This is a genomic window from Streptomyces sp. E-08 (assembly GCF_049913095.1).
Classification (GTDB): domain Bacteria; phylum Actinomycetota; class Actinomycetes; order Streptomycetales; family Streptomycetaceae; genus Streptomyces.
Genome location: NZ_CP183971.1, coordinates 4,313,517 through 4,336,262, shown reverse-complemented (window position 1 = coordinate 4,336,262; position 22,746 = coordinate 4,313,517). Strand labels below are relative to the sequence as shown.

The 22,746-nt window shown below is 67.9% G+C and carries 24 protein-coding genes; 9 read left to right on the top strand and 15 right to left on the bottom strand.

The features are described from left to right. Positions 1-16 precede the first annotated feature (16 nt). A complete protein-coding gene (locus tag ACN9MM_RS19865) occupies positions 17-496 on the top strand; it encodes an NUDIX domain-containing protein (RefSeq protein WP_426364871.1) in 480 nt (159 codons plus the stop codon). Here the strand turns inward: ACN9MM_RS19865 and ACN9MM_RS19860 are convergent. Further along, on the bottom strand, positions 493-1,686 hold the full coding sequence (locus ACN9MM_RS19860; protein ID WP_426364870.1) for a globin domain-containing protein: 1,194 nt from the start codon (positions 1,684-1,686) through the stop codon (positions 493-495). The two genes, ACN9MM_RS19865 and ACN9MM_RS19860, sit on opposite strands and share 4 nt — an antisense overlap. A 105-nt stretch (positions 1,687-1,791) precedes the next feature. Next, the gene (locus ACN9MM_RS19855; RefSeq protein ID WP_426364869.1) at positions 1,792-2,445 is read right to left on the bottom strand and encodes an HAD family hydrolase; all 654 of its coding nucleotides are present in this window, start codon (positions 2,443-2,445) and stop codon (positions 1,792-1,794) included. Between the two features lie 146 nt (positions 2,446-2,591). Between ACN9MM_RS19855 and ACN9MM_RS19850 the strand changes: the two genes are divergently transcribed. From ACN9MM_RS19850 to ACN9MM_RS19840, 3 genes are all read left to right on the top strand, one after another. After that, positions 2,592-3,455: a GNAT family N-acetyltransferase gene (locus tag ACN9MM_RS19850; RefSeq protein ID WP_426364868.1), complete on the top strand. Its 864-nt coding sequence runs from the start codon at positions 2,592-2,594 to the stop codon at positions 3,453-3,455. Positions 3,456-3,541: 86 nt separating this feature from the next. Next, positions 3,542-4,000, top strand: coding sequence for a MarR family winged helix-turn-helix transcriptional regulator (locus ACN9MM_RS19845; RefSeq protein ID WP_382858015.1), 459 nt, complete (start codon positions 3,542-3,544; stop codon positions 3,998-4,000). A gap of 25 nt (positions 4,001-4,025) precedes the next feature. Continuing rightward, a complete protein-coding gene (locus ACN9MM_RS19840) occupies positions 4,026-4,478 on the top strand; it encodes a GNAT family N-acetyltransferase (protein WP_426364867.1) in 453 nt (150 codons plus the stop codon). Positions 4,479-4,559: 81 nt separating this feature from the next. On the opposite strand, the gene ACN9MM_RS19835 is transcribed toward ACN9MM_RS19840, so the two are convergent. The 4 genes from ACN9MM_RS19835 to ACN9MM_RS19820 form a co-directional block, all read right to left on the bottom strand. Beyond that, the gene (locus ACN9MM_RS19835) at positions 4,560-5,942 is read right to left on the bottom strand and encodes a serine hydrolase domain-containing protein (protein WP_426364866.1); all 1,383 of its coding nucleotides are present in this window, start codon (positions 5,940-5,942) and stop codon (positions 4,560-4,562) included. A gap of 184 nt (positions 5,943-6,126) precedes the next feature. Next, on the bottom strand, positions 6,127-6,522 hold the full coding sequence (locus tag ACN9MM_RS19830; protein WP_189888168.1) for a hypothetical protein: 396 nt from the start codon (positions 6,520-6,522) through the stop codon (positions 6,127-6,129). Between the two features lie 39 nt (positions 6,523-6,561). Next, positions 6,562-6,864 carry a hypothetical protein gene (locus ACN9MM_RS19825; protein WP_426368779.1) on the bottom strand — a complete coding sequence of 101 codons (303 nt, stop codon included), beginning with the start codon at positions 6,862-6,864 and terminating at the stop codon, positions 6,562-6,564. A 58-nt stretch (positions 6,865-6,922) separates the two neighbouring features. Then, entirely contained in the window at positions 6,923-7,258 is a 336-nt protein-coding gene (locus tag ACN9MM_RS19820; RefSeq protein WP_189888164.1) for a hypothetical protein, read from the bottom strand. A 144-nt stretch (positions 7,259-7,402) separates the two neighbouring features. On the opposite strand from ACN9MM_RS19820, the gene ACN9MM_RS19815 reads away from it, so the two are divergent. Further along, positions 7,403-7,876: a hypothetical protein gene (locus tag ACN9MM_RS19815; RefSeq protein WP_426364865.1), complete on the top strand. Its 474-nt coding sequence runs from the start codon at positions 7,403-7,405 to the stop codon at positions 7,874-7,876. Positions 7,877-7,898: 22 nt separating this feature from the next. Here the strand turns inward: ACN9MM_RS19815 and ACN9MM_RS19810 are convergent, their stop codons facing one another. The 5 genes from ACN9MM_RS19810 to dnaB all read right to left on the bottom strand — a co-directional run bounded on the left by ACN9MM_RS19810 (position 7,899) and on the right by dnaB (position 16,192). Continuing rightward, positions 7,899-10,532 carry a TniQ family protein gene (locus ACN9MM_RS19810; protein ID WP_426364864.1) on the bottom strand — a complete coding sequence of 878 codons (2,634 nt, stop codon included), beginning with the start codon at positions 10,530-10,532 and terminating at the stop codon, positions 7,899-7,901. Further along, positions 10,529-11,647: an ATP-binding protein gene (locus ACN9MM_RS19805; protein ID WP_426364863.1), complete on the bottom strand. Its 1,119-nt coding sequence runs from the start codon at positions 11,645-11,647 to the stop codon at positions 10,529-10,531. The genes ACN9MM_RS19810 and ACN9MM_RS19805 overlap by 4 nt, the downstream gene beginning before the upstream one ends. Then, positions 11,644-13,773, bottom strand: a complete 2,130-nt coding sequence (locus tag ACN9MM_RS19800; RefSeq protein ID WP_426364862.1) for a helix-turn-helix domain-containing protein — start codon at positions 13,771-13,773, stop codon at positions 11,644-11,646. Before ACN9MM_RS19800 ends, ACN9MM_RS19805 begins: the two co-directional genes overlap by 4 nt. Further along, the gene (locus ACN9MM_RS19795; protein WP_426364861.1) at positions 13,770-14,468 is read right to left on the bottom strand and encodes a TnsA-like heteromeric transposase endonuclease subunit; all 699 of its coding nucleotides are present in this window, start codon (positions 14,466-14,468) and stop codon (positions 13,770-13,772) included. The genes ACN9MM_RS19800 and ACN9MM_RS19795 overlap by 4 nt, the downstream gene beginning before the upstream one ends. Before the next feature lie 242 nt (positions 14,469-14,710). Continuing rightward, the gene (dnaB, locus tag ACN9MM_RS19790; protein WP_426364860.1) at positions 14,711-16,192 is read right to left on the bottom strand and encodes a replicative DNA helicase; all 1,482 of its coding nucleotides are present in this window, start codon (positions 16,190-16,192) and stop codon (positions 14,711-14,713) included. 424 nt (positions 16,193-16,616) lie between these two features. Between dnaB and ACN9MM_RS19785 the strand changes: the two genes are divergently transcribed. Next, positions 16,617-17,954: an MATE family efflux transporter gene (locus ACN9MM_RS19785; RefSeq protein WP_426364859.1), complete on the top strand. Its 1,338-nt coding sequence runs from the start codon at positions 16,617-16,619 to the stop codon at positions 17,952-17,954. A gap of 93 nt (positions 17,955-18,047) precedes the next feature. On the opposite strand, the gene rplI is transcribed toward ACN9MM_RS19785, so the two are convergent. The 4 genes from rplI to rpsF form a co-directional block, all read right to left on the bottom strand. Next, positions 18,048-18,494 (bottom strand): 50S ribosomal protein L9, encoded by a 447-nt coding sequence (rplI, locus tag ACN9MM_RS19780; protein ID WP_053640001.1) that lies wholly within the window; start codon positions 18,492-18,494, stop codon positions 18,048-18,050. 18 nt (positions 18,495-18,512) lie between these two features. Further along, on the bottom strand, positions 18,513-18,749 hold the full coding sequence (gene rpsR / locus ACN9MM_RS19775) for a 30S ribosomal protein S18 (RefSeq protein ID WP_003956534.1): 237 nt from the start codon (positions 18,747-18,749) through the stop codon (positions 18,513-18,515). A gap of 57 nt (positions 18,750-18,806) precedes the next feature. Beyond that, positions 18,807-19,406, bottom strand: a complete 600-nt coding sequence (locus ACN9MM_RS19770) for a single-stranded DNA-binding protein (RefSeq protein WP_382858030.1) — start codon at positions 19,404-19,406, stop codon at positions 18,807-18,809. Between the two features lie 74 nt (positions 19,407-19,480). Next, complete coding sequence (gene rpsF, locus ACN9MM_RS19765; protein WP_007383258.1) at positions 19,481-19,771, bottom strand: 30S ribosomal protein S6; 291 nt, start codon at positions 19,769-19,771, stop codon at positions 19,481-19,483. Between the two features lie 284 nt (positions 19,772-20,055). Here rpsF and ACN9MM_RS19760 point away from each other — a divergent pair, with 284 nt between their 5' ends. The 3 genes from ACN9MM_RS19760 (at position 20,056) to ACN9MM_RS19750 (ending at position 22,714) form a co-directional block, all read left to right on the top strand. Further along, the gene (locus ACN9MM_RS19760; protein WP_382858033.1) at positions 20,056-20,370 is read left to right on the top strand and encodes a hypothetical protein; all 315 of its coding nucleotides are present in this window, start codon (positions 20,056-20,058) and stop codon (positions 20,368-20,370) included. 120 nt (positions 20,371-20,490) lie between these two features. After that, positions 20,491-21,609, top strand: coding sequence for a lipid II:glycine glycyltransferase FemX (locus ACN9MM_RS19755; protein WP_189804939.1), 1,119 nt, complete (start codon positions 20,491-20,493; stop codon positions 21,607-21,609). Between the two features lie 73 nt (positions 21,610-21,682). Continuing rightward, the gene (locus ACN9MM_RS19750) at positions 21,683-22,714 is read left to right on the top strand and encodes an alanine racemase (protein WP_382858036.1); all 1,032 of its coding nucleotides are present in this window, start codon (positions 21,683-21,685) and stop codon (positions 22,712-22,714) included. Positions 22,715-22,746 lie beyond the last annotated feature (32 nt).

Sequence of the window (22,746 nt, the reverse complement as noted above, 5' to 3'; positions counted from 1 at the left end):
GGGCCATTTTCTTCCCATGACCGAACGGCCCGTGATCAAGCGCACCGCACGCGCCATCCTGCTCGACGGGGACGACCTGATCCTCATCAAGCGGACCAAGCCCGGAGTGGATCCCTACTGGCTCACGCCCGGCGGCGGCGTGGAGCCCACCGACGCCACCGTCGTCGAAGCCCTGCACCGCGAGGTGCTCGAAGAGCTCGGCGCCAAGATCACCGACGTGGTGCCCTGCTTCGTCGACACCGTCGAGCACATCGTCGACGGCGGAGTCTCCGGGGTGAAGGTCCAGCACTTCTTCGTGTGCCGGCTCGGATCCATGGACCCCTCCCTGCGCCACGGCCCCGAGATCGAGGAACCGGTCGGCGAGTACGAGATCGTCCGGGTGCCCTTCAGCCGGGTCGGCATCGCCGCCGTGCACCTCGTCCCGCTCTCCCTGCGCCACTACCTCGACGGCAACATCGAGGGCGTCCGCGCGATGCACGCTCCCGACCTGGGCTAGCGCGCCGTCGCGGGGGCGAGCTCCGCGAGGAAGTCGTGGCGGATGCGGTCCGAGGGGACTCCGACCCCGCGCAACGCGTCGACGCCACGGCGGACCATGTCCAGCGGACCCGAAACGTAGGCGTCGCGTTCGTCCCAGGGCCCGTAGCGGCAGACGGCGTCCGGAAGCCTCCCCTGCTCCTCCGTGACCGGATGGACGGAGAGCCACGGGAAGGTCTTCTGGAGCCGCAGCATCGTGTCGATGTCGTAGAGGTCGTGGCCGCTGCGCGCCCCGTAGAAGACATCGACGGGGCGCCGGTCCCCGTGCTCGGCGACGTCCTCGACCAGCGCCTTGATCGGCGCGATCCCGGTGCCGCCGCCCATGCAGAGCAGGCCGGTGTCCGTGGAGTGGTCGACCGTCATGGACCCGGCCGGCGGGCCGAGCCGCAGCACGTCACCGGGGCGCGCCCGGTGGACCAGCGCGTTGGACACCCAGCCGGCCGGGACGGCCTTGATGTGGAGGGACAGCAGCCCGTCCGGCCGGGGTGCCGAGGCGAAGGAGTAGTGACGCCATATCCGGGGCCACCACGGGGTCTCCAGCGTCGTGTACTGCCCGGCGAGGAACGGGTACGGCTGGTCGGGCCGGAGCGTGACGACGGCGATGTCCGGGGTGCGCAGGTCGTGGGAGACCACCTCGGCGTGCCACCAGGCGGGCGCCGCCCGCTCGTCGTCCGCGGCCGCGTCGATCATGATCTGGGAGATCGTCGTGTACGTGCGGACCCAGGCCGCCTCGGTCTCCTCGTCCCAGCTCTTCTCCGCGTACCGCACGAGCGCACCGATGAGGGCCTCGCCGACGGCCGGGTAGTGGTCGGACCGGGTGCCGTACTTCCGGTGCCCCCTGCCGAGGTTCTCCAGGTACGCGGTGAGGACCGGGGCGTCGTCCATGTGCTCGGCCGCCGTCAGGAGGGCCTTCAGGAGCCGGTCCCGCTGGGTGTCCATGGCGACGGGAAACATCTCGCGCAGCTCGGGGCGCCGGACGAAGAGCAGGGCGTAGAAGTACGAGGTCACGCGGTCGGCGACCGGTGCGATCTCCGCCAGGGTGCGCCGTACGAGCACGGCGTCGGCGGAGGGTCCCTCGGATATTCGGGGTTCCTTCCGGTCCGCCGCCGGAGACTCCCGCTCGTCCGTCGTGGTGGTCGGAGCATCCATCATGTGCCTCGCCTCGCGCTGGCCGGCTTGCGTGGTCGCAGCATGGCGCTTCCGACCGGAGCTACGGACAGAAAGTGGCGTTCTCGGGCCAAAGGCCCGGGTTTCTGGCTAGGCTGCGCTGTTTCGGACCAGCCCGTAGGCCTCGCGCAGGTCCCCGCCGGAGTAGGTGTGGCGGGAGAGCCCGGCCAGATGGTGGTCCGCGTTCACGGCCACGGTCTCCGGCACGTGCGCGAAGAGCTCCGCGTCCGACATCGAGTCCCCGTACGCCACGCAGTCGGCCGCGTCCACGCCGTACCCCATGCAGAGCTCCCTCGCGATCCGTACCTTCGCGTGTGCGTCGAGAATGCCGGGCCGGTGGATCGGCTCGGTGAACGGGACCGCCGGCCAGAGGGAACCGTGCGTCGTGTCGACGCCCCAGGCCAGAAGTCGCTCGACGAAGAAGTCGGGCGAGAGCGAGATGACCGCACAGCGGTCGCCCCGGGCCCGGATGTCCGCCCAGACCTCGCGGATGCCCGCCAGCCAGGGCGCCCCCTCGAAGGCCCCCGCGACCTGCTCGGTGGTGAGCGCCGACCACAGCTCTCGGGCCTGGACGGCGAACTCGTCCGGTGTCATCCCCTCCAGGAATCCCGCCTCCAGGGCCGCGATCTCCTCCGCCAGACCCAGTTGCCGGGAGATCTCCACCGCGGCGGCCGAGCCCCGGATCAGGGTGCCGTCGAGATCGAACAGGTGCAGTCGTCGCGTTCGCGGTTTCACGTGAAACATCGTCCGTGCCCCGGACGACGGAATCAACGGCGCGTCGGGCATCGGCCGGCGGGGTCGACGAAACCCGGGGAGTATCGGCCGGCGGGGTCGGCCGGATCCCGTAAAGCGGTGGACGGGAGATCACCGAGTCGGACAGCCTGACAGGCATGCCGATCTCCCCCGCCCCGCTCACGCAGCTCCCGGTCCGGCGCCTCACCTCGGAGGACCTCCTCGCCTGCGCCGACCTCTCCGAGAACCGGGGATGGCCGCGCGAGGAACACAAGTGGGGGCTGTTGCTCACCGCCGGCACCGGCCATGGCATCGGCGATCCCGACGGTCCGGGCCTGGCCGCCTGCTCCGTGGTCACCTCGTACGGTCCGGGGCTCGCCGCGATCGGGATGGTGCTCGTCGCCGAGCGGTACGCCCGCCAGGGCCTGGGGCGCCGCCTCATGGAGCACGTCCTGGCGGAGGCCGGGGACACCCCGCTCACCCTGCACGCCACACCGAACGGACAGCCCCTGTACGAGCAGCTCGGGTTCACCGAGACGAGCCGGGCGGACATGGTGCGCGGACGCTTCACCTTCACCGCGCCCGCCCCGGACGTCCCGGTCCGCCCGGCGACGGCGGAGGACCTCCCGGCGATCCTGCGCCTGGACCACGAGGTCTTCGGCCTCGACCGCACGCACATCCTCGCCCGGCTCCCCGCGTTCGCGGACCACCTCCGGGTCGCGGAGGAGGACGGCGAGATCACCGGCTTCGCGGCGGCCTGGCCCAACATGGACACCCACGTCATCGGCCCCCTGATCGCGCGGGACCCGGGTACCGCCCAGGCCCTGATCGCTTCCCTGGCGTCCGCCACCGACCGGCCGCTGCGCACCGACATCGACGTACGCCACTCCTCCCTGCTCAGCTGGGCCGAGGAGAACGGCCTCGACACGGTCGCGACCAACTCGGTGATGATCCGCTCCCTGCCCGACCTCCCCGGCGACTGGCGCCGCCGCTTCGCTCCCCTGACGGTCGCCGCCGGGTAGTTTTACTTGCAGACGCGCATTATTGCGTCACTTCGTCTACCCTGGAGCAGAGCCTTTCGGCGCCGAGGAGACACCGAGGAGAGACCATGACCGCGACGGACCCCGCACTCACCGCGCTCTCCCAGCGCTGGTGCGCCCTCTCCCTGCTGCACGGCAGGATCGAGGCCCACCTCGAGCGCGCCCTGGAGTCCGGACACGGTCTGAGCGTGCGGGAGTACTCGCTGCTCGACGTCCTCAGCCGTCAGCACAGCGGCCCCGGCGGTCACCTCCAGATGAAGCAGGTCGCCGACGCCGTCGTGCTCAGCCAGAGCGCCACCACCCGCCTCGTCACCCGGCTGGAGGACCGCGGGCTGCTGACCCGGTACCTCTGCGCCACCGACCGGCGCGGCATCTACACCGACGTCACCGAGGAGGGCCTCAAGCTCCTCGAAGAGGCCCGCCCCACCAACGACAGGGCACTGCGCGAGGCCCTCGACGACGCCGCGAAGAACCCGGAGCTGGCACCCCTGGTGCAGGTCGTGGAAGGTGCGGGCGTGCCCGCGTGACACGGCCGCGCGTACGCTGCGGGCCATGAGCGATCTTGAGATACGCCCCGCCACGGCGGAGGACCTTCCGGCCATCGTCGCCATGCTCGCCGACGACCCCCTGGGCGCACAGCGCGAGTCGCCCGACGACCTGGGCCCGTACATCACCGCGTTCGACCGCCTCGCGGCCGACCCGAACCAGCACGTCGTCGTGGCCGTCCGGGGGGACAAGGTCGTCGGCACGCTCCAGCTGACGGTCATCCCCGGGCTCTCCCGCAAGGGCACCACCCGGTCGATCATCGAGGGTGTCCGTATTCACTCCGACGAACGCGGAAGCGGTCTCGGGACGCAGCTCATCGAGTGGGCCGTCGCGGAGTCCGGACGCCAGGACTGCCGACTCGTCCAGCTGACCTCCGACGTCACCCGCACCGATGCCCACCGCTTCTACGAGCGTCTGGGCTTCGAGGCCTCCCACGTGGGGTTCAAGAAGAGCCTCTGAGGACGTGTTTCACGTGAAACACGACAGTTTCACGTGAAACATCCACAGAGACGGGCACGTCCGCCCAGATCTCTCGGCGACTCAGAGGCCGCGCCAGCCCGCCTCGTCCACGCCGCCGGGAACCGCGTCCCCCGGCTCGTACGGCTCCCGGGTGAAGACGAACGACCCGAGGTCGAGATGGCTCACGCTGCCGTCGGCACGCCTCACCGCCCTGAGCGTCTCCCCCGCGTAGTAGCCGTTCAGGCCGACCCAGCCGCCCTCGGGCAGCGCCCGGAAGCGGGCCCCTCGCCCGACGCCCCGCAGGGGTTCGAGCACGACGGTCCGCTCGGGACCGAGCCGAAGACCGTAGGCGTATGTGCCCCAGTACCAGGGCCCCGTGAGGGAGAGCAGCTCCTCGTCGACGTCGGCCTCGGGAAGGGGTCGCCACGGCTCCGGGAACCTCGGCTCCGCCTCCGCCACGATCCGCACGAGATCGGCGGCCACGACCCCCGCCAGCGGGCCCGAGGTGGCATTGGAGAGGGCGATCCCCGCGAGGCCGTCCTCCACGCTCACCCACACACAGGCGACGAAGCCCGGAAGGGAGCCGGTGTGGCCGATGAGCGTCCGGCCGTCCCTCCGCAGCAGCTGGAGGCCGAGCCCGTAGCTCCCCTCCCAGTCGCCCTCACCCGCCGGAGCGGCCGGCGCGCGCATCTCCTCCACGGACGCCGTGGCGAGCACCCGCTCGTCCCCCGCCGCGAGGAAGGCCGCGAATCGGGCCAGGTCGGCGGCCGTCGACCAGAGCTGCCCGGCCGGCGCCATCAGACCGAGGTCCTCGGACGGCTCGGGAAGCATGACGTCCGCCCAGGGGTGCACCGCCCAGCCACCCGCGTGCGGGGCGACGGCCTCGACCGTCGTCCGGCTCATCCCCAGCGGCTCCAGGATCTCGCGCCGCAGCGCCTCTTCCCAGGCCACCCCCCGGACCGCCTCGATGAGTGAACCGAGCAGCGTGTAACCGGGGTTGGAGTAGTGATGACGGCGTCCCGGCGACCGCAGGAAGGGCTTCTCCCCCAGGACGTCGGAGAGCTCGGGCCGCAGCGCGGCGGAGGACCGCTCCCACCACGCACCGGGCGTCTCGGCCGCGAGACCGCCCGTGTGGCCCAGGAGTTGGGCGATCGTCACCTCACCGGCGCCCGTCCCCTTCAGGTGCCGATCCAGCGGATCGTCGAGCCCGAGCAGGCCCTCGTCCCGCAGCCGCATCACCAGCACGGCCGTGAACACCTTGGTGATCGAACCGATCCTGAACTGGGTGTCGGCGTCCGGCGCATGGCCGTCCACACAGCTGCGCGAACCGCTCCACACCAGGGCTCCGTCGCGGACCACCGCGCCCACGAAGGAGGGGGTCCGCCCCTCGGACTGGGCGACCGCGACGCGGTGCAGCAGGGCCCGCTCGGTACCGGGCAACAAGGCTTCGAAAGATGTCGTCATACGAGCCATCCAACGCGACGCCCGGCTGCGGTGCTTCCCCATTGTAGGTTCTCACTTTCGGTGTCATGCGCCGACGCAATGACCTGGACGTTCCCCTCCAGTCTCATGACGTGTCGGCAGGCGGCTGTCTCAGATCGGTGTCATTTCCTCAGACTGTCCAGCCGCCCCACCACTGTCCGGGGCGTCACGAACCAGCGTCGGCAGCCGTCCGTTCCATCCACTCCCGCACCTTCACTGCTTGCTCGATGCGGTTGACGATGTCCTTCTTGGATGCCGTGTCCAAGGTCTCCGGGATCTTGTCGAAGGTATCGGGAAGGACGTCGAGGAGACCCCAGATCTGCTCGCCGGTGCTGACTGTCAGCAGTTGCTGGCACCTCCACTGCAGCGGCACCTCGGGACGGTGCGTGAGCCGCTGCACGAGTGTCGGGAACAGGTAGTGCGTCGCTTCTGCGGCGAGGTGTTCTCGTAGCCAGTCGACCGGGAGCCGCTGGCTGAAGCCATGCATGGCAGCCTCCTGGGCCAGGTCCAGGAGCTGAGCGGTGTCGACGGCCCGGACGGTGCGGGGAAGGGTCGGGTTCATGTCGCGATGATGCCAAGAAGCCAGTGCGGCGCCGAGAGGTCAGCTGGTCCGGGATGCGATCTGCTGACGGGCAGGGCCCCAGACATCCTCGAACTCCTCGAAGGTGAGTTGTTCGGGGTCATGGCCTTCCCATTCCGAGACGGGCAGCTCAGCGGTGATCCCGAACCTGCTGTCGTACTCGTCGAGGCGGCCTGCGTCGCGGGCCCGCTGCCACTCGGCGAGGGAGGCAGCTGCGATCGGGGTCAGCTCTGGTCCTTCGAGTTCGACCTGCCGGATCACCCAGCCTTCGGCGTCGACCTCGAAGTAGAACCAGGTGTCTTCCTCGTGCCAGTAGCAGCGCATCCATGTGGTCACCAGGCCATGATGCCGGGCCGGATGTGCCGCCCCACTCCGCTCTGTCTCATGCCTGGGCGATGAATCCTGCGGATCGGTCGAGCTGGAAAGGAGAACCGACCCGGGTTGGATCCCAGCCTTGATCCCGTGCCTCTCGAATGCTGGCAGCAACGTGAGCCGGACGAATGGGCTCCGTCTCGACGCCCACCCAGTTGCTGGGATGGGCCTGACCGCTGGTAACGATCAAGGTCGTGCCCGGCTGGCTGTCGCTGGCCGCTTCAACCGCATAGGTCATCGGTGTCCAGCAGAGTCCCTGCATGTAGGAGGGCTTCCTGCGGATCCGCCAGCGGTACTCGATCCCGTCAACGGTTATGCGCCGGGAACCCTTCTTGTTCAGCGCCATCTTCGCCTCCTCCGCTGTTGGACTCTAGGGCCGTGCAATAGGTCCGTCTCAGCCGGAATCTTCCGGGCCGCCGGGCAGCACGCCAAAACCCGAGTGCCGTGCAGGCTGTGGTCGCCGTAGTGTCCCAGGCGAAAGGCGGTTCCGGTGGAGATTACGGTTCAGTGGATCAGGACGTCCTGGACGAAGCACTCCAGGGGCGGTGACGCTGCTGCCCGTAGGAACTCAGCGCCAACGGGGTTCCTGGTGTCACCAGTGCCGTCTTCCTGCGCCCAGGTCATCCAGATGTCCGAGCGTGACGGTTTCGAGCCACACGAGAGTGAGAGGGACTTGCGCCAGGTCGGACTCAGCTTGCGAGACGAGTGCGATCGGCTCCGCGTGCTGGCGCGTGTGGAGCCGTTGTTCGGATTGCCGCCGCGCCCGCGGCGGCCGCCGGCGGTGCGTCTGGTCCCGGGGCAGTGGGTCCGTTGGCAGTTGAACTATCGGTTCAGTAGCGCCGCCGGAATACGGGACTGGTCGTACTGGCTCGACACGTTCAACGTTGCCTATGGGCCCGTCGACCCGAACGTCTTCCTGTCGGAGCCGACCATTCTGGTCAATGAGTGCGGTCCTGTTCGATAGCCGACCGCCGACGATCGGCTGGTCATGGGTTCTGCCTGGAGGCGGGAGGGATGCCGGTCTCGATGGTGTTGCCGCCTGGTCGGACGCCTTCGCTGTCGGTCAGCGCGTCCATCACGGCTTGTCCGGCCTTGGTGGGGCGGAGTGATTCGCCCCGGCGGGGGCGGATGTAGAGCTGGACGCCCAAATCACCTTCCAGGGCAGCAAACTGGGTGTAAAGGACCGAGCGAGTGGTTCCGAGCTGGCGTGATGCCTCGGCGAGGGTGCGATGCTTCATGGCTTCTCGAAACCGCTGAAGGCGGCCCCAACAGCGCCGATCTGTGAGGGCCGGCCTGATCAGCGGCGGTACTGAGTCGAGTTCCGATTGGCTCACGGCCCGGCGTCCGCCGCGTGGACGGAGTGCGATGCCCATGGCCCGGAGGCGGCGTGTCAGGGTCGTTGGGCTCATGTCCAGTTCGGTGGCGATGCTGGCCAGGGTCCGGGCCTGCCGGATGTACTGCTCTCGGATCCACCGCTCATCGCCGATCGGCTTCCTCGATGGCTCTCGGCTAGCGATGAGGCCGGACTGATTCAGCGCCTCGCTGATGAGTCTTTTGGGGAGACGGGTCTCTGAGGCGATCTCTCTGACCGTCTTCCGCGCGTCGAGGTACTCGCGTCGCAGGAAATCGTCGGTGAGCACGGTATGTGCTTGCTGACGGGCCTGAGCTGCGGCAAGCCGGGACCGTCGAGCGATGGGCCGGCTGGGGTCGACCCAAGATCCGCCGCTTTTGGAGGGCCAGGGGCTGCTGGGTGGGTGCTGCTCGAAGCAATGGCGGATGCTCTCCAGAGCGACGCCCATCTCCTTGGCTGCGACGGCGGGCGCTTGGCCCTCAGCGCAGATGAGACGGTGCGCTCGTGTCACGTCCACTGGTCTGCCGGGCAGGCAGAGTCCAGCGGCAAGATCCGCTGGAGGCTCCCAGGTCAGCGGTTCGTCGATGCCCAAACCCCGTAGGTAGTTCTCGCCGTACTTGTCGAGAGTTCCCAGCAGGGCGGCGGTGATCCGGAAGGGAACCACCGCGACGCCTGCCGTCTCCTCGGCGGTCGTGATCCGGAGCGACTCTGGCGCCTGCCGGAGATCATTTCCGGTGATGCGCTGATAGAGGTAGCGGCGCACAGACAGCAGCCGCGCTTCCTGTCCCGGGTGGACACCGGTCTGTGTGCAAATCGAAACCCAGTCATCAGCGGGCAAGAGGCCCTCACCTGTCAGCCCGCGTCGACGTTCGTAGTCGATGGGGACGGGCTGGGTGTCCAGATAGTCGGCGATCTCGCAGAGCCCGGTGAGGACTCCGCCGTGGCCCTGCTGGGCAAGCTCGGCGAGCGTGTAGTGGACGTCGAGCTGCGTCTGATGGCCGAGCATGCTGATCAGGGGGTCGAAGTGACGTTTGGATGCTCCGGGGAGGAGGAGTGCGACAGCCAAGGCCGCGCGGAAGTTGCCGATGTTCCGGACGCCGGCGGCGGGCAGGAAGCGGGCAGTCCATCCACGCCAGAGCAACTGTGGGACTCGGTCAGCCCGTGCCGTGGTCAAGGTCTCGTTCATCTTGTGGGGTGGGCGCGGGCGAGTGGTACAGCTTCGGAAGCGGAGCCGGTCCACGTTCGCCATGCGGGTGTCCATGGCCTGCCAGATCAGTTGTTGCAGGGCAGTGGAGTGCGCCCTCCAGCGCTTATTGATGTCGCCGAGGGGCATGAGGTCCAGTCGCTCGCCGTCTCGTTCAAGGAGGGTCCGCAGCGTGGCGATGTTTGTCTTGTCGGAGCCCTGTTGAAGGATGTGGACGGCGCGGGTGAGTCCGCCTGCGGTCACTGCCGCCGAGGTGGGCGAGAACTGGCCGTCTCCGGCGTAGCCCTGGCATGCCTGCTCGACATGTGGATCGAGTGTCGGGAAGTCGCCGGGTTCCGCGATGCGCAAGACCCAGGAGGCCAGCGCACGCAGGTCGTTGAAGATCATTTGGGGTGTGGGGAGGGACTGCGCTTGTCCCTGTTCGACTCGGTCCAGCAGGTCGTTGATCCAGAGCTGCGACGCCAGTACTGGGCTGTCTTCGCGAAGGGCGGCCGCGGGGGCCAGGGCAAGATCCGTCTGGCAGAGCGCCCCTGACGGTTTCAGCGTCGTAGGACACTGATGGGGTGGAAGATCCCGGAAGATGCTGACTCGGCCGTGGCGGGTGCGCTGGTCGCAAGAGGGACAGGCATGCGGCAGCAGGATCCGGTGCCGAGTGCAAGCGAAGCTCCAGGGGAGGCGCCAGCGCAACTGCCAGCGGCCGTCGTGTTCGTGAAGGCACTGGGGGCAGTATCGGGAGCCGTTTCGGCCCCATAGCTGCATGCGGTTCACCGTCCGGCGGTCCGGGTGCAGTACGAGCGCATGGCCGTCGTACTGGCGCAACGTCATCGCGTGCAACCGGTCAGCGGGGACTCCGCTGACGGCCGCGGCCTGTTCTGCCTGCTCCGGCTCGAGGTAGCGGGTGAGGTCAGGGAGGTTGCCGTCGCGTCGGCCGGGCAGTCCCAAGGCGATCAGGATCTCGCGGAAGCTGACCATGCTGCGGTGGGCCAGAGTCTCCAGCCAGGAGTCCAGGGCTTCTCCTGGCAGCGGCGCGACTCTGATCGGGAGAGTCCGCAGGCCGGACGTCACGCGGCTTTCCGGTTGCTGGATCGGGCCTGGCTGGTGAGTCGTCGCTTGTCCAGGGCTGCTTCGAGCTCTCTGCGAGCCTTCTCGGATGCCTCGTCGTTCTTCACTCGGTCGAGCAGGTCACGGTCGAGGCGTTCGGTGCCGCTGCGGACGGCTCTCTGGCAGCCCCGGTTGATCAGTGTCATCAGAGAGCCGATATGCCCGGTGCTGCGGGCAAAGAGGTAGTCGGAAAGATCGTCTGCAAGCATGCCGGGGTACTTATCGGCTAGGACCACTCGCTTCTCCAGGGCGAGGAGCATCTTCCTCCATTCTCGGCGGCCCGCCTCGTTCGTGATGGTGAAGGGCTGCATGTCCAGTCGAGTCGTGCGCCGGCCTGTCTGGGCCAGGGCTGTGTCACCAGAAGTGGTTCCTTCGCTGAACAGGCCCTTCTCTGCGAGTCCGACGCCGATCATCAGCAAGGTCACGGGGAACTCGTTGGCGATCCACTTCAGGTGGTTGCTGACCTCGATGCCGCTGGTGTTGCGCCACTTCAGGAAGTGCAGATCGTCGAGGGCGAGGACGCGCACTTCGCAGGACAACACGCAGTCCAGGGCCCGCTGGCCCATCTGGGCGGCTGTTCCGCGGTTGCGTCCGGCATGGCCGAAGAACTCCAAAATGGCACGGTTGAGGTCCTTCATGCCGGTATTGCCGGTCAGTCCAACCCGGCAGACCGGAAGCCGTTCGTGTCCCTGCGCTGTGAACTCGCCGTTCTCGGCGATCTCCCGGTGGTGGAACTCGCGGAGGAACGCCAGCACCGACGTCGTCTTCCCGAGGCCGGGAAAGGCGTCGACAGCCACGGCGCCCTTGGCCTTGTCACCATCCTGCTGATTGCTGTCGACGATGTCCCACAAATCCTCGTGAAGATCGGCCAGTTGCTGCGTCCTGATCGGCCCGAGGTTGGCATGCCACTCCCGCCGCAGTCGGTCGTAGACGGCTCTCGCCTCAGAGGTCAGAGCTTTCAACTCTGACCTCGTCAGCGACCTTGGCTGTTCGCGACGCGGAGCGTTGGCGAACTCCTTGAAGTCCTCCTTCCGCGACAACGCCAGATTCCCCAGGCCCAGCGGGAGCGGGTCAGTCACACGTCCTCCAGTGCGTCGGCGTAGAAGTCATCCTCTTCGACGAGGACTTCGAAGTCGGCCTCGTCGTCATCCCCCGTCTCGGCCGGCTCCATCTCCTCCAGCTCCTCGTGGGACGAGCTGTCTTTGTCCCCCAGGGCTTTGCGGACTGAGGGCAGCGAGACGACTGACTCGTCGGACTCGGGCAGTTCGATGGCCGCTTGCTCTCGCGATAGCCGCAGGGCCATCCGCCGCTCTGCCAGCGTTGTGCCCAGGCCGAGGTTCCAGCGCTCCAATAGGTCGGCGACCGCAAGACGGTCGTCAGGAAAGCGATACTTCGCAGCAGCCAGTTTCCGGGCGAAGGCGAGAGCATCCTCGCTCAGCGGCATACCGGCCGTGGGCGCATGTTCCCAGGTCAGGGTGCGCCAGCGACGGTCCAGGTCCCGGACGTAGATGCGAGTGATGTCGTCGGGGTCAACCTGGAAGGGCCATCCGTTCTCGACCGGACCCTTGTAGGGACTCCGGACATCGCTGAGGCCCTTGAGGCCGGGGCCGCTGTAGCGGCGACGGCCGATCTCGACTCCGTAGTGCTGGATCGTGCGCCATTCGGTCTTCAGGAATTCGTAGGCGAGATCGGGGTCTCTGGGGGCCTCGATGTAACCCGCCCGGGCCATGCCGTGCTCGAACATCGCGGCGGGGGACATCCGCAGCCCTGGCAGGCCCGGGTCGACCAGACTCGTGTGCGGTCGATGGTGGTAGACCGCCGCGACCCACTCACGGATGATCGACTCCAGCTCATGCAGGAAGAAGAAGGCGTCGTCCTCCGGGTTCTCCCCCCGGGAATGGACGTCCGGCCCCTTATAGCCGGGCAATGCTTGAAGCAGGCCCTCGCGCAGGGTGCGAAAGAATCTTTCGACCGGCCCTTTGTCGCGGCCCGTCCGTAGCCTCGCAGGCTGGATCGAGATGCCCATCCGCCGGCAGACGCTGGTCAGATGCTCGGAGTCGTACTGCTTTCCGTGGTCGATGACCAGGGTTTCCGGAACCAGAATGGGGCCAGCTGCACCAGCCCCTTCGGCGACAGCCGTATCCACGAGGACCGTCCGAGGGATGCCGTGCTCGGGCCAGACCGCGTAGCGCGGCCAGTCCTTCCCAGCCGGCCTGGGCCGGAACGACTGGTAGAGCACCGCGCTGACGTCCACCGCCTTCGTCGACACCGGGGTGAGGCGGATGCCGGTGATGCAGCGGGTGTACCAGTCCATACCGACGCTGAGCTCAGCCTGCACCCATCGAAGCGTGAACGGGTCGAAGGCGAAAACGTCCAGTCGAGTGGAGTCCATCAGGAGGTACTCGCCCGGCCTGGTCGGCCGCAACTTGCCATAAGGCTCACTTGGCCGGCCAGCGATGTCCCGGTTCCGCTTCGCACTCAGCCGGAAGAGTGGGTGCTGGTCCTCCAACTCCTCAAGCAGCCGGAAGGCCGTAGCCCGGCTGGGTTGCGGGACGACATCCGGGCCGAACCGTGCAACCACCCGTGCTCGGGTCCGCTCGATCACCAGCGTGCGGGACGGCTTGGACTCCTTAGCGTGCTCGACCATGACCTCCGTGGCTGTCTCCACCCACCGGTCATCCAGTTTCGTGACCCGCCCACGTGCGGGTCGCCCGGCAGCCGCCAAGCCCGCCTCGCCGCCACGGCGAAAGTCCCGAACCCAGCGCTCGACGGTACGGACGGTGACGCCGAGTTCAGCGGCCTTGCTCGCGTAGCGCTCGCCGAGCGGGAGGTCAGGCGAGTATTCCGGCCTCGGCTCGCCTTCCGCTGCCAGCTCGGGAGCACCCGAACGGTAGCCAGTGAGGACCTCCCGGACATGGCCTGCCCGCTCTCGTAGTCCGTCTTGCTCGGCTTTCGACAGCTGGCTCAGCACGACGCCAGCGACGTCTTCGTCGTCGTCACCGGACGGTCCCGGAGCATCCGGGATCACACGAACTCGATCAGACAGCAGCAGCTCCTTCACTGCCAGTCTCAGCAGCTTCCCGCGGCCGTTCTTCAGTACCGCCTCGTTGCCGTTCGCGGTGATCGCCAGCTCGATGAGCTCAACGGTCTCGCCGTCATAGCGGAACCGTGTACCAACCCCCACGCGGACTCCGGCCCAACTCACTTCGAAGCCTTCAGAACGTGATGACCGCTGAGCGGGGTAGTCAAGTCGGTGACCAGCTCACCACGCCAGAGAAGGTGAAGGACCCCAGCACGGACCTCTTCCGGTTCCCGTCCGGCGAGTGCGTCATCGAGTTCGCCAAGTGTCCGGCAATCCAGCCCCATCGCTCGAAGTTCGTCGAGCAGGAGACCATCGAAAAGCCAGTCACGTCGGTACCCGGCGAGGAACCGAAGGTTCTCGAGTTCCGCCGGCGCAGGTTCGCTCCACACGACGTATCGCCATCCGCGTGTCTCCACCAGCCGCCGCGTCCAGTCGAAAGTGAACGCCACCTCTGGCTTGGCCACCCGGTGCCTCGGCTTGACGTCGACCACGACCGGACCGTCCTCGCTGATCAGAAGGTAGTCCGGGATGTGTTTGCGAACCTTGCCTTCCACCTCGGCTTTCAGCAGGAAGGGCTGGGCAAGGATGCGGCGGACGGATGGGTCGAAGTCGTCAAACAGCAGCCGAGCAAGTTCAAGCCGCGACTCGTAGATCACGTGGTCACGCATGGTCGAGGACCAGTAGGTGCCCGAGTAGTGCTTCTGGCCGTCGTACCACCGGAATGTCCGCCATGGAGACGCTGTCGCTAACGTCGCGCTGCTGACGCTCTCCCATGGCGCGTCTTCGAACCCCCGGCCCGATGTACGGAAACACACCATCGCCGACTCACCTGGCACGAGCACCCCACTCCCGCAGCATCAGGTTCGATGCGATCAAGCAGTCGGTGACAGCCTGGGCCGTACGGCAGTACATGCACCAAGAGAGCTTGGAACGTCCACACGTTTGAGCGAATTCGACCTCAAGAGCCTGGCCAATCTCACGGCAATGTCGTATCCGACATTCATCCGACATCGATCGTGAGATTCCGACACGGGAAATGAGGCCCTACACCCATTTCGGGTCAGGTCTGGGCCATGTCCACGAAACGGGAGTAGTGACCCTGGAAGGCGACGGTGATGGTCGCCGTCGGACCGTTACGGTGCTTGCCGACGATGATGTCCGCCTCGCCCGCCCGCGGTGACTCCTTCTCGTAGGCGTCCTCTCGGTGCAGCAGGATCACCATGTCGGCGTCCTGCTCGATGGAGCCGGACTCACGCAGGTCGGAGACCATCGGCTTCTTGTCGGTGCGCTGCTCGGGACCACGGTTCAGCTGCGAGAGCGCGATCACCGGCAGTTCCAGCTCCTTGGCGAGGAGCTTCAGGTTCCGCGACATGTCGGAGACCTCCTGCTGACGGCTCTCCTGCCGCTTGGAGCCACCCGACTGCATGAGCTGCAGGTAGTCGATGATGACGAGCTTGAGGCCGTTGCGCTGCTTGAGCCGGCGGCACTTCGCGCGGATCTCCATCATCGACAGGTTCGGGGAGTCGTCGATGTACAGCGGGGCCTGGGAGACGTCCGGCATCCGGCGGGCGAGACGCGTCCAGTCCTCGTCGGTCATCGTGCCGGAGCGCATGTGGTGGAGCGCGACGCGGGCCTCGGCCGAGAGCAGGCGCATCGCGATCTCGTTGCGGCCCATTTCGAGCGAGAAGATGACGCTGGGCAGGTTGTGCTTGATGGAGGCCGCCCGGGCGAAGTCCAGCGCGAGGGTCGACTTACCCATGGCGGGACGGGCCGCGATGATGATCATCTGGCCGGGGTGGAGTCCGTTGGTGAGCGAGTCGAGGTCGGTGAAGCCGGTGGGCACACCCGTCATCTCGCCGCTGCGGGAGCCGATCGCCTCGATCTCGTCGAGCGCGCCTTCCATGATGTCGCCGAGCGGCAGGTAGTCCTCGGTGGTGCGCTGCTCGGTGACCGCGTAGATCTCGGCCTGGGCCGAGTTCACGATCTCGTCGACGTCCCCGTCGGCCGCGTACCCCATCTGTGTGATCTTGGTGCCGGCCTCCACGAGGCGGCGCAGGACGGCCCGCTCATGGACGATCTCGGCGTAGTACGAGGCGTTGGCGGCGGTCGGGACCGACTGGACCAGCGTGTGGAGGTACGAGGCGCCGCCGACGCGGGTGATCTCGCCGCGCTTGGTGAGCTCGGCGCCGACCGTGATCGGGTCGGCGGGCTCGCCCTTGGCGTAGAGGTCGAGGATCGCCGCGTAGACGGTCTCGTGGGCGGGCTTGTAGAAGTCGTTGCCCTTGATGATCTCCACGACGTCCGCGATGGCGTCCTTGGAGAGCAGCATGCCGCCGAGGACGGACTGCTCGGCGTCGAGATCCTGCGGGGGAACGCGCTCGAAGCCGGAGAGCCCGCCGTCCCAGGAGCCTTCGCTTCCCCGCTCGTGCTGGTCGTCCCGTCCCCTGCCTCGGCCCCGGCCTTCACCGCGGGTACGGGTGGGCAGCCGGTCGCTCGGTCCGCTGTCGGCCCAAGGGTCGTCCATGGGCTCGGGAACGCTCACCAAGCCACCTCCTCCCGTCCGCTCCGCGGACCTCGCCGTGCCACTCTTTCTTACGCCACGGCCTTGATCAACGAGTGGCTTTGCGTCCGCTTCTGGCGCGTCGGGCGCCGGTCCACGGTAGGCCCGCGGGGGGCGTCAGCCAATCTGGTTATCCACAGGCCCTGTGGGTGAAGGGCCAGATGCTGTGGAGAACTCGCCGGAACCTGTGCACGGAGCGGGGGACAGCCATGTGGACAAACTCATAACCCCCTCGGCCTCACGCATCTGACCTGCAGTTTTCCCATCCACGGGCTGTGGGGGAGAAAAAGTTCTGCCCGTGAACCAAGATCAGAACAAACGGCCCACACCCGAAGCCTCGCACCAGGCAAAAGTAAGGATCACAAAGGCATTGCATCTCTTACCTGTGGAAGATTAGATTGAGCCCATGACTCAGGCCCCCGCGACCTCCAAGGCCGTCCGCCGACAGCACGACCGCGAGATCGTCTCCCTCGCCCTGCCGGCCTTCGGTGCGCTCGTCGCCGAGCCACTGTTCCTGATGGTCGACAGCGCCATCGTCGGCCACCTGGGCACACCCCAGCTCGCTGGCCTCGCGATCGCCGCGGCACTGCTCTCCACCGCCGTCAGCGTGTTCGTCTTCCTCGCCTACGCCACCACGGCGGCCGTCGCCCGGCGCGTCGGAGCGGGCGACCTCCAGGCCGCCATCCGACAGGGCATGGACGGCATCTGGCTCGCACTCCTCCTGGGCGCCGCCGTCGTCGTGCTGACCCTGCCCGCGGCGCCGTGGCTCGTCGGCGTCTTCGGGGCCTCCGACACCGCCGCGCCGTACGCCGTCACGTACCTCAGGATCTCCAGCCTGGGGATCCCCGCCATGCTGGTGGTCCTGGCCGCCACCGGCGTCCTGCGCGGCCTCCAGGACACCCGTACACCGCTCTACGTGGCCATCGCGGGCTTCGCCACCAACGGCGCGCTCAACGTCGGCCTGGTCTACGGCGCCGGCCTCGGCATCGCCGGATCCGCCTGGGGCACGGTCATCGCCCAGTGCGGCATGGCCGTCGCCTACCTCGTCGTGGTCGTACGCGGAGCCCGGCGGCACGGCGCCTCCCTCCGGCCCGACGCAGCAGGCATTCGCGCCTCCGCCCAGGCCGGCGCCCCGCTCCTGGTCCGTACGCTCTCGCTCCGCGCGGTCCTGCTGATCGCCACGGCCGTCGCCGCCCGGCTGGGGGACGCGGAGGTGGCCGCCCACCAGATCATCCTGTCCCTGTGGAGCCTGATGGCCTTCGCGCTCGACGCCATCGCCATCGCGGGCCAGGCCATCATCGGCCGCTACCTCGGCGCGGACGACGCCGACGGCGCACGGCAGGTCTGCCGCCGCATGATCCAGTGGGGCGTGGTCTCCGGTGTGGCGCTCGGAGCACTGCTCATCGTCGCCCGCCCCTTGTTCGTCCCGCTCTTCACCGGCGACACCACCGTGCAGGACACACTGCTCCCCGCTCTCCTGGTCGTCGCGCTCTCCCAGCCGATCTCCGGCGTGGTCTTCGTCCTCGACGGCGTCCTGATGGGCGCGGGAGACGGCCCCTACCTGGCCTGGGCCATGCTGCTGACCCTGGCCGTCTTCGCCCCGGTCGCCCTCATGATCCCGGCGCTCGGGGGCGGGCTGACGGCGCTCTGGTGGGCGATGACCCTGATGATGACGGTGCGGATGGGAACCCTCTGGTTCCGGATGCGCTCCGGCCGCTGGATCGTCACGGGCGCCACCCGCTGAGCAATCCGCTGTTTCACGTGAAACAGCGGAAGGGCCGCACCCTGAGGGGTACGGCCCTTCCTCACTGCTGAGCGCAGACTGCCAAGGGCAGCGTTACGCGGCGACGACCTCGACGCCGAGCTTCGCGGCAACCTCGGGGTGCAGACGCACGGACACCTGGTGCGAGCCCAGGGTCTTGATCGGCGAACCGAGCTCGACGCGACGCTTGTCGACGTCGGGGCCACCCGCGGTCTTGATCGCCGAGGCGATGTCGGCCGGGGTCACGGAGCCGAAGAGACGGCCGGCGTCGCCGGAGCGAACGGCCAGGCGCACCTTCGTGCCCTCGAGCTGGGCCTTGATCTCGTTGGCCTGCTCGATGGTCGCGATCTCGTGGATCTTGCGGGCGCGGCGGATCTGCGCCACGTCCTTCTCGCCACCCTTGGTCCAGCGGATCGCGAAACCACGCGGGACCAGGTAGTTGCGAGCGTAGCCGTCCTTGACGTCGACGACGTCGCCAGCGGCACCGAGGCCAGAGACCTCGTGGGTGAGGATGATCTTCATTTTCCGGTCACCCTTCCCTTATCGCGCGGTGGACGTGTAGGGCAGCAGCGCCATCTCACGGCTGTTCTTGACGGCCGTGGCGACGTCACGCTGGTGCTGCGTGCAGTTGCCGGTCACGCGGCGGGCACGGATCTTGCCGCGGTCGGAAATGAACTTCCGCAGCATGTTCGTGTCCTTGTAGTCCACGTACACGGTCTTGTCCTTGCAGAACGCGCAGACCTTCTTCTTAGGCTTGCGCACAGGCGGCTTCGCCATGGTGTTTCTCCTGTGTGATCAAGAAGTGGGGGTACGAGCTGCTTCTGGGGGCGTGCCCTAGAAGGGAGGCTCGTCCGAGTAGCCGCCGCCGGAGTTTCCACCCCAGCCGCCACCGCCGCCGCCCTGCTGGCCGCCGCCGGAGGAGGAGGGGCCGCCGGTCGCCCACGGGTCGTCGGCGGGAGCACCGCCACCACCCTGCTGGGAACCGCCGGAGTTTCCACCCCAGCCGCCGCCACCGCCGCCGCCGCCGGCCTGCTGGCCGCCGCCGCCGTATCCACCCTGGCCGCCTCGACCGGTGGTCTTGGTGACCTTGGCCGTGGCGTTCTTGAGGCTGGGGCCGACTTCCTCGACGTCCAGCTCGTAGACCGTGCGCTTGACGCCCTCACGGTCCTCGTAGGACCGCTGCTTCAGCCGGCCCTGCACGACGACGCGCATGCCTCGCTGGAGCGACTCGGCGACGTTCTCCGCCGCCTGACGCCAGACCGAGCAGGTGAGGAAGAGGCTCTCGCCGTCCTTCCACTCGTTGGTCTGACGGTCGAAGGTGCGGGGGGTGGACGCGATACGGAACTTCGCGACCGCCGCACCGGACGGGGTGAAGCGCAGCTCGGGGTCGTCGACAAGATTGCCGACGACCGTGATGACGGTCTCGCCTGCCATGGGGGAACCTCTCGGCGGGTTTGCTTCTGGCTGCTGTGTTGCTACTCGAACCCGATGACCTCTGAGCTAGAAGCTCAGTGGGTCTCGGGGCGGAGGACCTTGGTCCGGAGGACCGACTCGTTCAGGTTGAGCTGGCGGTCGAGCTCCTTGACGACCGCAGGCTCGGCCTGCAGGTCGATGACCGAGTAGATGCCCTCGGGCTTCTTCTTGATCTCGTACGAGAGACGACGACGGCCCCAGGTGTCGACCTTCTCGACCTTTCCGTTGCCCTCACGGACGACGGAGAGGAAGTTCTCGATCAGGGGGGCGACAGCGCGCTCCTCCAGATCGGGGTCGAGGATGACCATCACTTCGTAGTGACGCATGTGGAACCCACCTCCTTTGGACTCAGCGGCCACGGTCGTTCCGTGGCAGGAGGGTCGTGATGCGTAAGCAACGGTATCCACCACCACTGACAGTCCCCCTCGACGAGCGAGGGGTGCCGTCGGGGTCCCGGAAGGACCTGGGCAGACACCGGCGCAGCTGTACAGAGTACCCGCACATCGGCTTGCGGTTGAAATTCTCCGGTGAGGGGACGCAATCTGTACACAACGGATGTGGGCGGCGCTACGATGCGCCGCCTTCCGGCAGCCACGCCAGGAGGTGCCTCATGGCACAGGCAATGCGACCCGACCCCGGCCACTCTCTCTTCGCGACCGACGGCAAGCCCCACCCGCTCCAGGACACCCTGATGGCTGTCACGCTGGTGCTGGGGGTCATCTCGTTCACCACCGCGCAGTTCGACAACCTGCATCTGCTCAGTTCCTGGTCGGGCCTGATCGGCATCCTGACCGGCGCGTACGGACAGTTCATCTCCGTGACCACGCGCGAACGGTTCCTGCTGGTCCTCGGACTCGGCGCCTCGGCCTTCGGCTTCTACCTCGGAATGGCGCACGGCGGCCTCTTCGGCGGCGTCATCAGCTGAGCCCCGGCGGCACGTCGGGGCACACACACCCATTCGGGGCGCTCCAAGGTCACAGTAGGCTTCGGCGCGAGAGCCGGAGCCCCTGACCGATGGGGACACACCTGCCGAGGAGCGCCCCGCATGAGCCTGACCCTGAGGACCATCAGCCGTGAGCAGCATCTGGCATTCATCCAGAGCCAGCCCGCCGCGAGCCACTGCCAGGTCCCGGCGTGGGCTGATGTGAAGACCGAGTGGCGCTCGGAGAACCTCGGCTGGTTCGACAAGTCCGGTGAGCTCGTCGGCGCCGGCCTGGTCCTCTACCGCCAGCTCCCGAAGATCAAGCGCTACCTCGCGTACCTGCCCGAGGGCCCTGTCATCAACTGGTACGCGCCGAACCTGGACGACTGGCTCCAGCCGATGCTGGCCCACCTCAAGCAGCAGGGCGCCTTCTCCGTGAAGATGGGCCCGCCGGTGGTCATCCGCCGCTGGGACTCGACCGCCATCAAGGCCGGCATCCAGGACCCGGACGTCAAGCGCCTCAAGGACGTCGAGGCGACCCACATCGAGCCGCGTGCCTTCGAAGTCGCGGACCGGCTGCGGAAGATGGGCTGGCAGCAGGGCGAGGACGGCGGCGCCGGCTTCGGCGACGTGCAGCCCCGCTACGTCTTCCAGGTCCCGCTCGCCAACCGCTCGCTGGACGACGTCCTCAAGGGCTTCAACCAGCTGTGGCGCCGCAACATCAAGAAGGCCGAGAAGGCCGGTGTCGAGGTCGTCCAGGGCGGCTACGAGGACCTGGCCGAGTGGCAGCGGCTGTACGAGATCACGGCCGTCCGCGACCACTTCCGGCCGCGCCCGCTCTCGTACTTCCAGCGCATGTGGACCGTCCTCAACAACGAGGACCCCAACCGCATGCGGCTCTACTTCGCGCGCCACAACGGTGTGAACCTGTCGGCCGCGACCATGCTCGTCGTCGGCGGGCACGTCTGGTACTCCTACGGCGCCTCCGACAACATCGGCCGTGAGGTCCGGCCCTCGAACGCGATGCAGTGGCGGATGCTGCGCGACGCGTACGCCATGGGCGCGACCGTCTACGACCTGCGGGGCATCTCGGACTCGCTCGACGAGACCGATCACCTCTTCGGACTCATCCAGTTCAAGGTGGGCACGGGCGGCGAGGCCGTCGAGTACGTCGGCGAGTGGGACTTCCCGCTGAACAAGCTTCTGCACAAGGCGCTCGACATCTACATGTCGCGCCGCTGACCGTTCCGTAGGCTTCGTAGTCTCGTACACACCTTTGATACACCGCTGCCGTCAGAAAGGTTCCGGGCCGGCCATGGCGCTCTCCCTCTACGTCGACACCGCTCGCTGGCGGGCGCACCAGAAGACCGTCATCGACCAGTTCCCCGGGATCATCCCGGTGTGCAAGGGGAACGGGTACGGCTTCGGGCACGAGCGCCTCGCCGACGAAGCGGCCCGGTTCGGCGCCGACATGCTCGCCGTGGGCACCACCTACGAAGCCGCGAAGATCAAGGACTGGTTCGGTGGCGACCTGCTGGTCCTCACCCCGTTCCGCCGCGGCGAGGAACCGGTTCCGCTGCCCGACCGGGTGATCCGTTCGGTCTCGTCCGTGGACGGCGTCCACGCCCTCGTGGGCGCGCGGGTCGTCATCGAGTGCATGAGCTCGATGAAGCGGCACGGCGTCCGCGAGGAGGAGCTCCAGCAGCTCCACGCCGCCATCGAGGACGTCCGTCTGGAGGGCTTCGCCCTCCACCTGCCCCTGGACCGTCCGGACGGCACCGACGCCGTCGAGGAGGTCATCTCCTGGATGGACCGGCTGCGGGCCGCCCGGCTGCCGCTGCACACCATGTTCGTGAGCCACCTGCGGGCCGAGGAGCAGGCGCGGCTCCAGCAGCAGTTCCCGCAGACGCGCTTCCGCGCACGGATCGGCACCCGGCTGTGGCTGGGCGACCACGAGGCCACGGAGTACCGGGGCGCCGTCCTCGACGTGACCCGGGTCGCCAAGGGCGACCGCTTCGGCTACCGCCAGCAGAAGGCCGCCTCCGACGGCTGGCTGGTCGTCGTCGCCGGCGGCACCTCCCACGGCGTGGGCCTGGAGGCCCCGAAGGCGATGCACGGCGTCATGCCGCGCGCCAAGGGCGTCGCCCGGGCGGGCCTCGCCACCGTGAACCGGAACCTGTCGCCGTTCGTCTGGGCCGGGAAGCAGCGCTGGTTCGCCGAGCCGCCGCACATGCAGGTGTCGATCCTGTTCGTGCCGGCCGACGCGCAGGAGCCCCGGGTGGGCGACGAGCTCGTGGCGCACCTGCGCCACACCACGACGCAGTTCGACCGTCTCGTCGAGCGCTGACAGCCGCCAGGCACCGGAAAACACCTCACCCC